Source organism: Nostoc sp. DSM 114160 (assembly GCF_053470305.1).
The window spans coordinates 255,279-272,220 of the sequence record NZ_JBPFGO010000002.1 but is presented as its reverse complement, the minus strand read 5'-3'; the positions used below and the strand labels follow the sequence as shown (position 1 = coordinate 272,220).

Below are 16,942 nucleotides of genomic sequence, written 5' to 3'. Positions count from 1 at the left end.
GATTCTTTGTGCCGTTTTAACCAGTTATTCCAACCAATCGAGATAATATTTTTCATTCCTATAAATTTTGGTCTTTTCAGACAATTACGGCTCTAACTATCTATTCTGACTAATAACAATCAGACTGGTGTGTGTAACAACCGACCATTATTGTGTGTGCTTAACGAACGCTTGCTAAAAGTTTTCTCTTGACCGACGCTGGGCGGGTACGTCATCACACTTAAATATGTTCTTGTTGGGTACGTAAGCTGTTAATCGTAGCGGTTAAAACTAGAATAATTGCCAAAACTAATACGGTATTTCTGAGCATTGAGTTATCAGAATGCTTGAATGCGATCGCTACCAGTGCCCAGATTGTTACTCCTGTATAAGCGATGTCTCGACGCTGGATGACCATAACTGCTGCAACTGCTGTTGCTATTAATACCATAATGAGAGTCCAGATTACAGCAGAAATCCCCCAACCGTTCCACCTGTGAAAATCCAAAGCACACGCTACATTGACAATAGTCGCCACGCTAATCCAACCTAGATAAATGCTAATTGGAAAGTGAATACACCATTTTTTTAGCCAAGGTACACGCGATTTGCCAATTTCTAACTGCACATAAACACCAATTAGGGGCAACAGAATCAAGAGCATTGCAATTACAGAAAGAGCAAAAAGCCTAGACAAAAACAGATACACCCAGATACTTTGAGCAACACAGGCGATCGCCAACAAATAACCTATCTCACGTAAATCAGGCTCATGTCGTTGGTTAGGTAGAGCTTGGTATACCCCAAAAGCAAACAACCCAAGGTAAATCAGCCCCCAGATAGCAAAGGCGTAATTGGCAGGGATAATCAGAACATTTTTAAACAAAGTATTGGAAATTTCCCCGATGCTAAGTCCATTGAGCGGAAAAACATTCGATACTACGTTGATAAAAAAAGCACCAAAGATTGCAGCCAAAGTAACAAGCTGTCGCCAAAGATCCCGGTAATTGTCTCTTGTAGACTGCTGCATAGATGTCAACTCATAATCTTTTGTGCTTTTAGCTTACATCTGAAAAACAGCGATGCATATAAGCCACAGTCATATCTAGCGAGTTAATCAGGAGTTAAACTAATTATTGACCTCACTGCTTTTAAGATACTGTCCATGCAGCTACTTCAAACTACCGACAAAGATTTTTCTGTCAAATTCAAAACCCTTGTAAGCGATCGCCGGGAAGTTACAGTTGATGTTAGTGGGACAGTACGTGAGATTCTAGCTGATGTCAAAGTGCGTGGTGATGCCGCAGTCAAGGACTATACTAGCCGCTTCGATCGCAACAATCTCCAGTCTTTGCATTTAAGCGAAACTTTTATTGCCGAACACGCAGCCCAATGTCCTACTGATGTCTTGGCTGCACTGGAATTTGCTGCTGAGAGGATTGTGGCTTTCCATGAAAAACAACTACCGCAAGATATTGCTTACAGCGATGCAGTCGGGGTAAAACTGGGATTGAATTGGGTAGCACTCTCGCAAGTGGGAATTTATGTACCAGGGGGACGGGCTAGCTATCCAAGTTCTTTGTTGATGAATGCCCTACCAGCTAAAATTGCTGGTGTTGAAAGAATTGTCATGACAGTACCAATGCCTGGCGGTGAGATTAATTCCGTTGTATTGGCTGCTGCTCAAGTTGCCGGTGTTACAGAAATATATGGCATTGGTGGGGCGCAAGCGATCGCAGCATTAGCTTATGGTACAGAAAGCATTGCCCCAGTAGATAAAATAGTTGGCCCTGGTAATGCTTATGTTGCTGAAGCCAAGCGCCAAGTCTTTGGCACTGTTGGCATTGATAGCATCGCTGGACCTTCTGAAATTTTAGTGGTAGCCGACAGCCAGAACAACCCAGATTGGATTGCCTGGGATTTACTATCGCAAGCAGAACACGATCCTAGTGCCCAGTCAATCTTAATTACTGATTCCGAAATCTTCGCGCAACAAGTAATCAAGGCTGTTGAGAAAATTCTCATCGATTTACCCACCAGAGAAGTTGCCAGTGCAAGTTGGCAAAATTATGCAGCCGTGATTCTAGTTAGCGATTTAGCCGAGAGTATACCACTGCTCAATCAACTAGCTCCAGAACATGTGGAATTGTGTGTGGACAACCCGCAACTCCTTGCCAATCAAATTAAGTGCGCCGGCAGCGTGTTTTTAGGACGCTATACTCCAGAAGCGATTGGCGATTATTTAGGAGGCCCTAACCATGTACTGCCAACTGCCCGTTCTGCCCGCTTTGCTTCTGGTTTGAGTGTGTTCGACTTTCTCAAACGAATTACTTTTTTAGAATGTGACAAAGAATCATTGCAGACAATAGGCAAAGCAGCTGTCACCTTAGCAGAGGCAGAAGGTTTGCCAGCCCATGCAGGTAGTGTATCTGTACGCTTGTAATAATAAAAAACTGAGATAAGTAAAACGGCGTAAATCTTTGTAGTTGGGATGAGGCAGGAGGCAGTGTTTCGACTACGCTCAACTGCCGCGTAGTCGAAACTCAACAACCAGGCAGGAGGCAGGTGGTCACTGAGCAAAGCCGAAGTCAGGCAGAAGGCAGGAGAGAGCATCTACATTTGACATTGATTAAAAGGTTCTCGAACAAAATAGAGTGCATCGCGTTTTTGAACTTCCATACCGCCTCTATTCCAGCTTCCCCAACGAGTTATAAATTTTTTCCCACCTTGGGGACGTTCAATCGCAACAGTAAAATTATTACCGAGTTCCCGATAACATCCATCTAAATTCGTTAAAGTCAAATCCAGTGCTGGGATATTAAATTTATTCTCTCCTTTATTGACAACAAAAAATCCTTCACTGCCCCGCTCCATTAGCAATACAGTCGGACTATCAATTGTTGCTAAAACATTTTCTTTGGTATTTTTTCCCTGAGTTCCTCGTTGATGCATAATTTGGCGAAATTTGACACCATATTTGATAAAAGGAACATCTTGATTATCCCAGTTGAGTATTAAAGGAGTGCCACTTTCTCTCGCCAAGATATAGGCTGTTGCGAGGAAAGAGTCAGAAGGATCGCTATAGGGGTTAATGGCATTAAAATTAATCTCGCGGATCGTATCGTGGTTTCTGCCAAAAGTGACGCTACGCGGATCGTTTATGGCTGTGGGAACTCGCAGAGAACGCAAATCTCCACCAAAGCTGAAGGCATTTTTCATTGAATTGTAGAGAACAAAATCTGTGACAGCAGCAATCCAGTTATAATTTTCTGCACTGGTGTCGCTATCTGCAATTACCTCAAGATAATTCTATGCTTTGCCTTTACTTTGTCGATCCACATAGCTGATGTACTCTTTAAGAACATCTGCTGGGATATGTTTGGCAGCATCAAACCGAAATCCATCAATTCCTAAATCTAGTAATTTTTTTAAATGAGCTTTTTGAATTTTTTTAACATTATTGGTAAATCTCAATTCAGGAAGTCCACCTAACCAACAATTAATTTCTGAATCTCTATTGCCATCACTGTAATTAATGCTACAAGATTTTTTTGCTGGACGATTTGAATCCGAATTAAAGTCATTTATAGAAAGACCTGGAAATTTAGTTAAATCTTCAAAATCATCATTGCCATCTAAATTAGCCATGTGATTGAAAACAACATCAGCAATCACTTTGACCTGACAACTGTGGGCTTGATTAATAAGTTCTTTTAAATCTAAGAGTGAACCTCTACCTTCGATAATGCTGTAATCTACAGGTTGATAGCGTGCCCACCATTCTAGAGCAGGATTAGATTTTTGGGCTGGAGAAATTTGAATGTGAGAGTATCCTTGCTTCCCTATTTCACAAACAAACTTTTCAATATCAATGTACTGTTGATCGAATGCATGAAAAATCGCAGAAGGTTTTTCTCCTGCTAATGTCTTAATCGGGTAAATACAAGTTGCGCAGATGACAACTGCACAAATGAAGATATTTATTATCAAAGATATTACTCCTCAACCGTATTGTGTTTTACTATTAGTTTGCCAAAGAAACTTGACTTTTTATTGAGTAATATCATGTCCGCTTGGTTACTTATTAAACCTCAAGAACCCCTCTCCGTATGTATTGAGGCTACGGTGTACACACAAGTCGAATTACCCCCCTTAATCTCCTCTTAAAAAGACGTGAGTTCGACGAGTGCTATTTTGACCTCTCCCCCAGCCCCTCTCCTACCAGGAGAGGGGAGCAAAACAATTACAAATCCAAAATTGATTGGGCATTATTGACGCGATGGTTTCTTACCAAAGCCATAGCGTGTTGTATCCATAATCCAAGTTTGGAAGTTGTCAATGTAACTAAATATCACTGGTACTACTACCAGTGTCAACAGAGTGGAAGTTGTAAAACCGCCCATAATGGCAATTCCCATTGGTTGGCGAACTTCAGAACCCGCGCCGATTCCCAATGCTAAGGGCAGAATCCCGGCGATGGTTGCGAAAGAAGTCATTAAAATTGGGCGCAGACGTGATACGCCTGATTCAACCAGCGCCTGACGTTGGGTTTTGCCTTCTTGCATATTGATGATGGTATAGTCAACTAACAGAATCGAGTTTTTGGTGACAATCCCCAACAGCAACACAATACCAATCAAGGCATATATTCCTAAGGGTTTTTGAGCAACCATCAACGCTACCAATGCCCCACCTAAACAAAAGGGTAAGGCTGCCATAATCGATAATGGATGGAGAAAGTTGTTATACAGCAACACCAGAATTGCATAGATACACATTAATGCCAGCCCCAAAGCACCGCCAAAGCGACCAAAAATGTCTTGCATAATTTTGGCACTACCTGATGGTTGCTGTATTACTCCTGGCGGTAAGTTTTGCATTGCAGGTAGTTTGTTGATTGTCTGGACTGCTTCTCCTAAAGAAAGCCCTTGCAAATTCGCTTCTACAGCTACTTGACGGGCGCGATCGTAACGGTTGATAGTAGCAGGGCCGCTACCAAAGCGGATATCTGCCACTGCTATGAGAGGAACTAATCTGCCATTTTGACTAGGGACTTGCAAATTTGTGATTGTGTTGATATCAGCCCGCGCTTCGGGATCGATTTGGACGCGAATCGGGATTTGACGATCGCTTAAATTAAATTTCGCCAAGTTGGCCTCATTATCGCCGATGGTGGCAAGGGAAGCAGTCCGAGCGATCGCTTGCACTGTCACTCCCAAATCTGCTGCCCGTTGCGGGTTAGGAATTACCAAAATCTCTGGTTTGACTAAACTTGCAGTAGATGCCACTTCTACCAATCCAGCTAACGATCGCATCTGCTTTTCTAGGGCATCAGCAGCTTGATTCAAAGCTTCGGGATTTTCACTTCTGAGGACAATTGATAAACCTTTGCGACTGTCACCCGGTGACTGACTTTGAAAACTAATTCTCGCTCCTGGTATTTGCTCAAAGTTAGGACGTACTTGTTCCTCAAACTGTTTTTGGGAAATATTTCGTTTCTCTCTGGGTTTGAGATTAATCGCAAGGTTGGCAGAATCGATCTCTTCTGTTGCTAGTACGCGTTCAACTACTGGATTTTGGCGGATAATATCAGTTGCTTGTGTAACTACTTTGTTAACGTCTTCTAATGTGGAACCAGGAGGTAATTCTATAGATACGTTGGAAATTCCGAAATCGCCATCATCAACAAAACCCTTGGGAATCAGGGGAACCAGCATCAGACTGGCAATAAAAAAAGCGAAAGCGATCGCCATTGTTGTCAATCTATGGCGTAACGCCCACTGTAAAAGCGATCTATAAGGTTGAAAACCGCGACGCTTTTCATCTCCAAGTTTTCTACTTCCGTTCCCACCACCTGGAAGTGTAAATTTAAAATTAAAAATTTTTATTACTCCCCCTGCCCCCTGCCCCCTGCCCCCTGCCCCCTGCCCCCTGTCCCCTGCCCCCTGCCTCCTTTAACAGATACGCCCCCATCATCGGCGTAACCATCCGCGCGACAAGAGTTGAAAAAATTGTGGAAACGGCAACGGTAACGCCAAATGGTTGAAAAAATTGCCCTGGAATCCCACCCATAAAGGCAACGGGCAGAAACACTGCAATAATCGTTGCTGAACTGGCGATTACCGCTAACCCTACTTCGTCGGAAGAGTCAAAAGCAGCTGACCAAGCTGACTTGCCCATAGCCATGTGGCGTTCCATGTTTTCAATTTCGACAACGGCATCATCTACCAAGTTGCCCACTGCCAGGGCTAATGCCAACAAAGTCATATTGTTGAGGGTGTAACCAAGGGCTTGCTGCACTGCGAAGGTGGGAATTATTGACAAGGGTAAGGTGACAGCCGTAATTAATGTTGCTCGCCAGTCCCGTAAAAACACTAAAATCACGATTACCGCCAGCAGCGAAGCTTGAATCAATTCATCAATGGTGCTTTGGTAAGATTGGCGGACAATATCGGCTCTAGTAAAAATTAAATCCAGTTTGACATCGGGGGGAAGGGTTTTTTCCAGTTGTTTGACTGCTGCTTTCACTCCTTCTTCTACAGTCACCAGAACGCTGCCAGTACTACGTAAGACTTGAAAAGCTACCACAGGTTGATTATTCAAACGGGCGGCTTGGCGCACATCTGCAAATTTATCTTCTACAGTTCCCAGGCTAGATAAAGGTACAGAACCGCCTTGTGGTAAAACGATTTCGTAGGTTTTCAAAATATCCACACTGACGGCACTTCCTAAAGTACGGATACTTTGTTCGCTACCACCAACTTCGGCACGTCCGCCAGGTAAATTAATGTTCAAAGCGCGGATTTGGTCGTTTACCTGAGTAGCAGTGATCGCTAAAGATTGTAAGCGGTCTGGATTAAGATTAATGCGAATTTCTCGGTCAACGCCACCCACACGCTGAATTTGGGCTACACCACGAACTCCCAACAAAGCACGGCTAATAGTTTGGTCTACGAGATTGCTTAATTCTTCTACAGAACGCCGATCTGATTTAACTGCGTAGGTAATCACCGGGCCGCCGGAAAATTCTAGGCGTTCCACAATGGGGTCGTTAATGTCTTGGGGTAAATCTTGGCGAATTTGAGCGATCGCATTTCTAACATCATTGGTGGCGCGATCGCTATCTGTACCTAAAACAAAATTGATTGTTGTCTGAGAATTCCCATCGCTAACGGTAGAAATCATGTAATCGATATTGCCCAACCCCGCCACAGCATCTTCAATTTTTTTCGTCACTTGGGATTCTAGTTCTGCTGGGCCTGCACCCGGTTGGGTAACTTTGATCGAAACTGTTGGTACATCAATATTTGGGTTAATATCAATCCCCAAGGATATGAATGAGAACCAACCGACAACCGTCAAAATTAAAAATAAAACGATCGTGGGAACAGGTTTTTTAATCGACCAGGCTGAGATATTAAAAGACATTGGGAAATTTGAGATTTGGGATTTGTCATTTGTCATTGGTCATTGGTCACTTGTACTGAGTTTCGACACTTCGACTGCGCTCAGTGCATCGCTGCGCGGTAATCGAGCGACTTGTACTGAGTTTCGACTGCGCTCAACTACCGCGTAGTCGAAGTAAGTCGAGATTCAACTACCGCGAAGCCGTTGGCGCAGCCTCTCCAAGAGTTGTATTGGTCATTGGTCATTTTTCCCTATTCCCTTCAATTTGCAACTCGAACCCGATCGCCATCTTTGAGATAGCCTGCACCATCAACGACAACGCGATCGCCTAACTGTAACCCACTCTTGATTTCCACTGTGTCGTTATTGCCAGGATCTCCTAACTCTACTTTCTGGCTGCTGACTGTATTTTCACCCGATAGGATGAATACAATTACACTTGCGTCAGCTTGGGACTGGACTGCTTTTTGTGGCACTACCATTTTCATCCCTGAGTCAGTAGTAATTGCAGCACTAGCAAACATTCCTGGTTTTAGCAAAGTTGTTGGCGGCAAGTCAATTTTCACTGTCGCTTCCCGTCTTTGATCGTTTAGCTGTGGTTGTATGTCTCTGACTCGTCCCTGCGATCGCACCCGCCGATCGACATCAGAAGTAATTTGCACCGATGCGCCAATTTTCACCTGAGTTAGTTGAGTTTCGGGCACCTTCGCCTGAAGTTCTAACTTTTCATCTCGGATAATCGAAAATAGCTTTTGTGTGCCACCAATCACCGTCCCCACTTGGGTTTGCGGCGGCACGCCAGTGACATCACCGACTCTAGCTAATTTCTCGGCAATTACTCCTGAAACCGGCGCACGTACTACAGTTTGTTCCAATTGAGTTTGCAGTTGTTGCACTTTCGCAGCACTGCTTTTAACATCGGCTTTGGCTTTGTTGACGATCGCTTGGGCGTTATTAATGTTAGCTTGGGCACTGCCGATATTAGCCTGGGCACTACGTATATTTTCTTGGGACAGGTTGACAACTTCTATGGCAGTTTTCACAGCGTAAGAACGAGTATCAAGTTCTTGTTTGCTGATCGTTCCAGAGTCAGCGAGTTTTTGATAGCGCTGATAATTTTTGGCTGCTTCCTCCAATCTCGCCTTAGCTTGAGCTAAATCGGCTCGTCTTTGCTGGACTATTGCTTTATTTGATGCCAAATCTGCCTGCTTGGATGCCAAATCGGCTTGTTTCGATTCCACATCTGCTTGTTTCGATTCCACATCTGCTTTTGCTTGACTAATTTGATTTTGCAGTATGGAACCATCTAACACTGCCAACACTTGACCTTGTTTGACAAAAGCTCCTTCTTTGACATTTGCGGGGATGCTTTTAATTTGTAAACCGTTTGTTTGTGGTAGCACCGGAATTAAATCACTCGCGGCTACAGTCCCAGTAGTTTTGAGTGTACGGACAACACGGGCCGTTTCTACTGTGGCGATCGTAACTGTCATCGCTGGGTTAACTTTTTTATCCGCTACCGCGCTTTGTTGACGGGATGGAAAACGATTTAATACACTCATTCCAACCAAGGCGATCGCAATTCCTAAACCAGCACCCAAGAATAATGGCTTCAACCATACCCTGGTTTGCTTTCGATCTGATTTGCTCAAAAAATTCCGCTCTTGGGGGGTTATAGCTTCTTCCACCTCAACTTCTGAAAGACTTTCATCGCTCACAATTTCACCTCTACTTGCTGTTTATACATACCAAACCTTGGTATTTTCTTAAAAAAACTTGAAGTTTATTTACTTCGATATCAACTATGACGTATTTCATAGTGAATGTCTTTTATTTGCAATAGTATATAATATAACTTTTTAGCTAAGAGAAATTACTGTTAAAAATGGTAATAAATTTTATGTAGATTATGATAAAAAAATTCTCTCATCTCATAGAGCTACTCTATGTCACACACCGTCTGTATTGAGATCACTGTCATCCAATGCTTAGATATGAAAAACTAAATATAGCCGATCTAGATTTATCTAATTAGAATCGAAAGTATTTATGTACCTTGGTAGACCAGGAAATTATTTTTTACACGTAATCAATCATTTCTCTAAAGCCTTTGTGTTGCTAGGAAGTTATATATCCAAACATAGATAAAGCTAGCGTCTACAGGTACGCGTGAGTTACAAAGGAGCAAACTCCATTGCCTGAAATTCCAGCAAGGATGGCCTTGATTAGGGAATTTTGAAATCAATCAAAATCAATAAAAAATTGGTATATACCAGAGTCACCAGATATGTTCAATGCCACTGAAATTTTAATTGATGCCTTCGTAAATGAAATTCGAGACGGCTATCGCCGCACTTATGGCTGCTTTAAACATGATTATCAGGATATTATCGCCTGGGCGGGTAACATGGCTTTGGAAAACATTGCCAATAGCGATGCCCTTTACCACAATGTTGAACACACTGTCTTAGTCACCCTGGTGGGACAAGAAATTTTACGTGGCAAACACATCAGGGAAGGCGGTGTTTCTAGTGAAGACTGGTTACATTGTATTATTTCTTTAGTCAGTCATGATATTGGCTATGTTAAAGGAGTTTGCCGACAAGACCGAGAAACAGCAAACTTATATGCCACAGGTAAAAATGGCAAAATGATTTCTGTGGCTGCTGGTGCTTCTGATGCCAGTCTGACACCGTATCATGTTGATAGAGCCAAGCTGTTTATTGATGAGCGGTTTGGAGGTCACAAGTTAATCGATGCTGAGGCAATTAAGAGCAATATTGAATTGACTCGATTTCCCGTACCTGCGGCGGAAGATCATCAAGATACGAAGTGCTTTGCAGGATTAGTTCGTGCTGCTGATTTGATTGGTCAACTAAGCGACCCACGTTACCTGAAGAAAATTACTTCTTTATTTTACGAATTTGAAGAAACTGGTGTAAATAAAGTTTTGGGCTATAATACCCCTGCCGATTTGCGTAACAACTACGCTAAGTTTTACTGGAATGGCGTATATCCTTATATCCAAGAAGGACTGCATTATCTATCATTGACACAACAGGGAAAACAAATTCTCGCGAATCTTTACTCAAACGTGTTTGTTGTAGAACATCAAAAACAACAGGAAGAACAGCAGCGGTATTTGGAGAAGTTAGCAGTTAAAAATTAGGAGTTGGAAGTAGAGACGCGATTAATCGCGTCTGTACAAAATAGGAGTAGAGACAAGGGTTAACCTTTGTCTGTACAAAAGTTGGGAGTTGAAAATTATTAATCATGAGTTATGAATTAAGATAAAAACTTAATAACTCATAACTCCTAACTTATAACTCCTAACTACTATGGATTGGTGGCGACGACTTAAGAAAAATCCTTTGGCACGATTTGGGGTAACTTTGCTGTTAATTTTCTATATAGCAGTAATTGCAGCTGATTTCGTAGCTCCTTATGACCCCTATGCTTCACAGCCTAATGGTTCACTGCTGCCACCAACGAAGATACACTGGGTTTCTCAGTCAGGGCAGTTTATTGGCCCTTATGTTTATCCGACGACTCAAGGAGATACGAATTTAGATACAGGCGATCGCGAACTCATTGTAGACTCGAAAAAGCCTTCGCCTCTGCGTCTATTTGTCTCCGGGTCAGAATACCGATTGTTACAGATGAGTTTGCCATTACCGCCTACGTGGGATGAAGTCACAATCTTTCCTGGTATTCCCTTAAATTGGCATTTATTTGGTACAACAACTGGTGCAAAATTAAATATTTTCGGTACTGATGACCAAGGCCGCGACCAATTTAGTCGCTTGCTGCATGGCGGTCGCATCAGTATGTTTATCGGCATTTTTGGCATTATTATTACCTATCCCCTCGGTTTGCTCATCGGGGGGATTTCTGGCTATTTCGGCGGTGTGACTGATAGCATCATTATGCGTTTGGCAGAAGTGCTAATGACTTTCCCTAGTATTTATCTTTTGGTAACATTGGGCGCAGTCTTACCAGCAGGTTTAAGTAGTACCCAGCGCTTTTTGCTGATTGTGGTGATTACTTCGGTGATTAGCTGGGCTGGTTTAGCACGGGTGATTAGGGGACAGGTACTATCAATTAAAGAGCGAGAATTTGTCCAAGCCGCGCGGGCAATGGGCGCGAACCCAATTTATATCATTATCCGTCATGTTTTACCGCAAACGGCTAGTTATGTAATTATCTCTGCGACTCTTGCAATTCCCAGCTTTATTGGTTCAGAAGCGATATTGAGTCTCATCGGCTTGGGTATTCAACAACCAGACCCCTCTTGGGGCAATATGTTATCTCTGGCTAGCAATGCTTCAATTTTGGTGTTGCAACCTTGGCTAATTTGGCCGCCGGCTGTGCTGATTATCCTCACAGTGTTGGCATTCAACTTACTCGGTGATGGGCTGAGAGATGCCCTCGATCCGCGTAGTTTAAGAAGATAAGCTTTTAGAATAGCAAATGGAGTCGCCGATATAACAAATGCGAACTCCGAAATAGCTTTTGCGAACTCCGAAATAGCTTTTGCGAACTCCGAAATAGCTTTTGCGAACTCCGAAATAGCTTTTGCGAACTCCGAAATAGCTTTTGCGAACTCCAAAATAGCTTTTGCGAACGCCGAAATAACTTTTGCGAACTCCGAAATAGCTTTTGCGAACTCCGAAATAGCTTTTGCGAACTCCGAAATAGCTTTTGCGAACTCCGAAATAACAAATGCGTAGGCGTAGCCAGCCGTAGGCATCGCTCGTACTCTACTGCTGCAAAACCCAACGGCGAAAAAGTTCCACCATAATCCGCCAACTTCCCTGAGTTTCCTCAACGACATCATGACGCTTCAGAGTATTTAGCGCTTCCTGTAAATTGGTGTCGTTCATACCTGTAGAATGAGCTAAGGCATCCAGACTTAGCCCTTCTGGGTGAGGTGCAAGCACTTGTACAATCGCTTGTTGACCCTCAGCACCCCGCGCCGCCTGACCCCAAATCCCATCAAAGTAGTAGCGTCCCCGTTTGAAAAACTCAGGGTTATTGATAACTGCTTCCACGTCTTCTACTGTGAAAACTGGGTCGCGCGATCGCCCTTGCTCAAAAACAAAGTCATTGTAGCGGCGTACTAGCTGAAAACCCAGTAGTTGTACTAAATATGGTTGACCATGTGTCAAAGCATAAATTTCATCTAAAGCTTCCGGGATGTAGTCGAGGGGGAAGTCTTCATTACCTGGGTTAGCAAGAATTTGGCGAGTAGCTGCACGTTTTTGAAAGCCTACATGAATAGGAATGACGCTAGCAAAGAAAGGTTGAAAATAATCTGCTGTCATCTCCTCCAAAGTGTGCAACCCAGCAAAGGCAAAGGCGATTTTAGAACTCATTTGCACCAAACCGCGCAGAAAACCCATAAACTCGATAGGAATTTTTTTCGCTTCTATTAAATCTTCAATTTTCTCAAATTCGTCTAAGGCGATGATTAACCCACCGTTTAGCTTTGCTTCAACCTGTTTCAAATAACGTTCAAAAGTCCGGTAGGGGAGATTTAGTAAATCAGCGTCAGCTGGTGCTGGAAGTTTTACAGTTTGAGAAATTTCATCACAAATTGCCATTAGTACTTCACCCACACCTTGCGGACTATCCCCCAAACGTAGCAAGTTGACGTATGCTAGCTGGATTTGTGAGCCTAGACAGTTAGCAGCGTTAAGCAGAATAGAAGTTTTGCCCATGCGCCTGTGACCGTAGAGAACTACAGACTGGAGTTGATTACCCATGACCCAGAGTTCTTCTAACTGTCTGATGATATCTTCTCGCCCAATAAAGAGATGACCTTGAACGGGGTCGCCTACAACATAAGGATTAACCACAGGCTTGGTGATGGAAATTTCTCCCACTTCACCAGTGATTTGTAAAAGGCTTTTTTGCCAACTTTGAGCGATATCTATTATTAACCCTTGCTCTGCTTGCGGCAAGGTGTCGGCTTGATTTAGGATTTTTGTTAGTTCGCCTAATGCTCGATTAAGAGCTAAAGACCTGGCTGAACGTGAGACACTGCGCTCTACAAACTGGACATCTTCAACAACTAGACGCAGATTAGCAAGGACTTTCCAAGTAATTGGACGTAAAAGCGGTTCCTGTGGAAAAGGAGGAACTTGGATAGCAGCAATAGACGCTGATGTTTGAGCTTTCTGAAACGCTGTTAGAGTTTGGGCAAGGGTAAACATTTCCTCCCCATAGAGAAGAGAACGCACTATTGTAAAAGCCTTTACTGCTTTCGCTGGTTGTTTTTCATGTAGATGCCAAAAACCAGCCGCAGCAACACGAGCAGGAATATATAAGCAAGTATCTGTATTAAGACGAGGCTGTAAACCCTCTTCCCAATTAAGACGACGCTGTAAACCCTCTTCCCAAGAACAAGACAAGAAAAAGAACAAGGAGGAGTGGAAGAAACTTTTGATAAACGTTGATTTTAGGATTTCATCTAGAGAAACTGAGGCAAAATGTACTATATTCCAATCAAAAGGATTTGCCGCCAGTCGAGAGACAGTCCAAATAATTTGGTCTGAGGGAATTTTGGCAAGTACTCTATTGACTGCTTGGACAACAGGAATGAATTGTAAGGTATATGCCAGCAGTTCATTAGTATTATGTAAACCTATTTCCCAATCATTTTGCAGCCAATTTTCCAAGTGCCAGACAAGATTAGGAAGAGGAAGCGGAGTAGTGCGAGAGAATAGCCAACTACCGTTTTGGATGATTCGCAGGTTTAAAAGTGAGCCAATAAGCCAAGTTTCTGGACGTAGTACCGCCACGCCAAACGCCACGTTGAACTTGTTCAACACCACGCTCAACGCGCCGAACGCCACGTTGGACAAGTTGAACACGCCAAACGCCAACATCAACACGCTTAACGGCACGTTTTCCCTCACGCCTGACGCCACCGCCACACCAAACGCCACACCAAACGCCACACCGAACGCAACCCCTAACGCAACCCCTAACGCCACGCCTGACGCCACGCCTGACGCAACCCCGAACGCCACACCAAACGCCACACCGAACGCAACCCCTAACGCAACCCCTAACGCAACCCCTAACGCAACCCCTAACGCAACCCCTAACGCCACGGCGAACCAGTTAACGGAAATATTTAGAGTCTGAAAAATTAAACCTATAGCTACAGGTGTAATTACTGTTAAAACTAATCCTTGAAAAAGTAACTGACATTGGATAGTATTTTGACGCAATAACTCCCATCTCTTCCGCCAATTCATTTCGCTTTTAGGAATATACCCACCCCCGAATCTGTCCACATACCACCGCAAAGCCTGGGGAAAGAAAAAAACCCAATACAAAAGGCGCAGATAATCTAAGGGGTTCCACAGCGAGAGGGGACGCTTCAACTTGGGCGCTAAGTCTAGGCGGGGTACTGGGGTCATTATTCAACCTCCATCATCACCCGTGAAGAACCTAACCCCTCAGCCCCTTTGTCTCTGAGGGAAGGGGAAATATAAGTAATCTTGTTCTCCTTCCCTTGTAGGCTACCGTGTACACATAAATCGGAGTTACTTTGAGATCCCGGTTTTACCCCCCTTAATCCCCCCTTGGAAAGGGGGGAAACAAGAAAATCTAGTTCCCTCCCCTTTCCAAGGGGAGGGTTAGGGTGGGGTAATTCGATAACTTGTGTGTACACCGTAGCTTGTAGGGGAGGGGTTGGGGGAGAGGGTCAAAGCGGTGTCATTCATTGCAAACTCTCCACATACCGCGAATAAGTTTGATAACACGATTGCATCAGTTTGCGAGGATGTCCGCCACTTTGTTGGATGAGTTGGATGATTTCCTCTTCAGTAAAACTCACTGAAGTTTTAGCCAAACGGCTGGTAATAAAATGACGGGCGCTGATTTCATCCCAAGGTTTTATATTTTCCTCTTGGCAAATACCTGCCAGTGGAGATGTTTTGCCATTATCCTGACTGTCGTTAAATAGCTTGTCCAGAGGTTCGCTAGCAGCTAAAATCAACCGCAAAGAAGCATCACGCCCTTCAGCTAAACCGCGCAATTGATCCCTAACTTGGCGAGTAAAGCCGTTTTCAATTAACTTTCCTAAATTATCTATAGCTAATAGCACTTTTTTATTTTGCAAATTGCGAGTTAGTCTATAGCCTTTGCTTTCAGGAATACCAATTTTATCGCACAAAGCAAAGTAGAATTCATCTTCATCATGAACTCCATTATTTAAATCTAAAAAAACTGGCTCGCGTGGTAACTGTAAATAATTTTTTGCCTGTTGGCAAATCACCCATAACAAAGATGACTTGCCGATTCCTTCTTCTCCTATGAGCGCAACACTACTATTACTGTTAAGTACTTCAAATACCCGTGATATTTCGCGCTTCCTGTCAAAAAACTGTTGTGGGTCTTCTATTCTGCCGTGTTGGGGAATAAAAGGATTATGATTTTGCTGTAATGGATTAGCTGAGTGTGATTCATCTTTTAGTGGTGGATTAGTTGGTTCTACAATTGGTTCTTGGGAAAGTGAAGCTTCTTCTAAATACTTTTGATATCCTACTATTATTGAATTTTTAAAAGTTCTTTTTTTAACTTCTATTTCTAGAAGTTGTGTAATTTTTTTGCATAACTTTGCACCCACCTCTCTCACATATTCTTCACTATAGGAGCCATCATTAACAATCTCTGTATACTCCTTCCCTTCCCACATCCCTAAAAAGAGCTTTTGTTCTAAGTCATTTAAGACTTGCTTATCGTTTGCAAGTAGCTTATTAATGAATGTTAATGCTTTTTGTGAGTCCATTAGGTGTAAGTGAATTGGCAGAGCAAAGTTAAAATCAGTCAGTAGTGTAATACTTTACTCTACAAACCTACATTTGCCTACTTTACCTTACAACAATTTAATCACTCAAACTCCCTACTAGCGCCTACCTATAGAGCTTATGTTTCAAGTGATGATGGTGTTATACCAAAAAAAGTCGAGGAGTTTGAAAAATGGCAACTTTTAGACAACAGCTTGTACTTGCTCTCATCGCTGCTACCAGTGCCATACTAGCCACGATAGCGCCTGCATTAATTGAGCGGGATAAAAAATCTGCTTCAGAACCAAAGCCTTTTGTCACCGCCACCTCTGCAATATGTGACAAAGTTCTTGCCGATAAAGTCTGTGTCGCCAATCTTACAGTGCAGGTTAATAGCAACGAACTTCAGCAAGTGACAAATCGCGATCGCATACCTCTAAAAGCTGGAGATACTCTAAGATTATCAAATCTAACTTATTGCATACCATCTAAAGCTCCAGTCAATCGAGTAGAAGTAAAAGTTTATTTGTTTCCAAATGGAGTTGAGAGTTATAAAAATAGATTTTTCACTCCTAGTAACTTCCCAATTAGTGCTGATTGTCATAATATTGGTAACTTTCAAAAAACTTGGAAGCTTGAACCAGGACAGCACCGAGTTAGCATATCTATTGTCAAATATGTTGGCAGCAACAGAATTGTAGACAGTAGTTTCTATTTTAATTTGGATGTTGGGCGGTGATTTCAGTTTTCTATTT

10 protein-coding genes and 1 pseudogene are annotated in these 16,942 nt (G+C 42.9%); 4 read left to right on the top strand and 7 right to left on the bottom strand.

The genetic code is table 11. The features are described from left to right. Positions 1-220: 220 nt before the first annotated feature. Positions 221-1,009: a tryptophan-rich sensory protein gene (locus NSTCB13_RS18230; RefSeq protein WP_448273386.1), complete on the bottom strand. Its 789-nt coding sequence runs from the start codon at positions 1,007-1,009 to the stop codon at positions 221-223. A 135-nt stretch (positions 1,010-1,144) separates the two neighbouring features. Between NSTCB13_RS18230 and hisD the strand changes: the two genes are divergently transcribed. After that, positions 1,145-2,422: a histidinol dehydrogenase gene (hisD, locus tag NSTCB13_RS18225; protein WP_448273385.1), complete on the top strand. Its 1,278-nt coding sequence runs from the start codon at positions 1,145-1,147 to the stop codon at positions 2,420-2,422. Between the two features lie 170 nt (positions 2,423-2,592). Here hisD and NSTCB13_RS18220 read toward each other — a convergent pair whose 3' ends face one another. The 4 genes and pseudogenes from NSTCB13_RS18220 to NSTCB13_RS18205 form a co-directional block, all read right to left on the bottom strand. Further along, positions 2,593-3,198 (bottom strand): hypothetical protein, encoded by a 606-nt coding sequence (locus NSTCB13_RS18220; RefSeq protein WP_448273383.1) that lies wholly within the window; start codon positions 3,196-3,198, stop codon positions 2,593-2,595. Between the two features lie 90 nt (positions 3,199-3,288). Continuing rightward, positions 3,289-3,969 carry an alpha-amylase family glycosyl hydrolase gene (locus tag NSTCB13_RS18215; protein ID WP_448273382.1) on the bottom strand — a complete coding sequence of 227 codons (681 nt, stop codon included), beginning with the start codon at positions 3,967-3,969 and terminating at the stop codon, positions 3,289-3,291. 278 nt (positions 3,970-4,247) lie between these two features. Then, positions 4,248-7,407: pseudogene (locus tag NSTCB13_RS18210) on the bottom strand (efflux RND transporter permease subunit). Positions 7,408-7,646: 239 nt separating this feature from the next. Further along, positions 7,647-9,104 (bottom strand): efflux RND transporter periplasmic adaptor subunit, encoded by a 1,458-nt coding sequence (locus tag NSTCB13_RS18205; RefSeq protein WP_448273380.1) that lies wholly within the window; start codon positions 9,102-9,104, stop codon positions 7,647-7,649. A 569-nt stretch (positions 9,105-9,673) separates the two neighbouring features. Between NSTCB13_RS18205 and NSTCB13_RS18200 the strand changes: the two genes are divergently transcribed. Next, positions 9,674-10,555 (top strand): Npun_R2479 family HD domain-containing metalloprotein, encoded by an 882-nt coding sequence (locus tag NSTCB13_RS18200; protein ID WP_448267252.1) that lies wholly within the window; start codon positions 9,674-9,676, stop codon positions 10,553-10,555. 169 nt (positions 10,556-10,724) lie between these two features. Next, positions 10,725-11,840, top strand: a complete 1,116-nt coding sequence (locus NSTCB13_RS18195) for an ABC transporter permease (protein ID WP_448273378.1) — start codon at positions 10,725-10,727, stop codon at positions 11,838-11,840. Between the two features lie 306 nt (positions 11,841-12,146). Here the strand turns inward: NSTCB13_RS18195 and NSTCB13_RS18190 are convergent, their stop codons facing one another. Further along, positions 12,147-14,816 (bottom strand): ATP-binding protein, encoded by a 2,670-nt coding sequence (locus NSTCB13_RS18190; RefSeq protein ID WP_448273377.1) that lies wholly within the window; start codon positions 14,814-14,816, stop codon positions 12,147-12,149. Between the two features lie 302 nt (positions 14,817-15,118). Then, positions 15,119-16,189, bottom strand: a complete 1,071-nt coding sequence (locus NSTCB13_RS18185; RefSeq protein ID WP_448273375.1) for an AAA family ATPase — start codon at positions 16,187-16,189, stop codon at positions 15,119-15,121. 191 nt (positions 16,190-16,380) lie between these two features. Here NSTCB13_RS18185 and NSTCB13_RS18180 point away from each other — a divergent pair, with 191 nt between their 5' ends. Then, complete coding sequence (locus NSTCB13_RS18180) at positions 16,381-16,926, top strand: hypothetical protein (protein WP_448273374.1); 546 nt, start codon at positions 16,381-16,383, stop codon at positions 16,924-16,926. Positions 16,927-16,942: the final 16 nt, after the last annotated feature.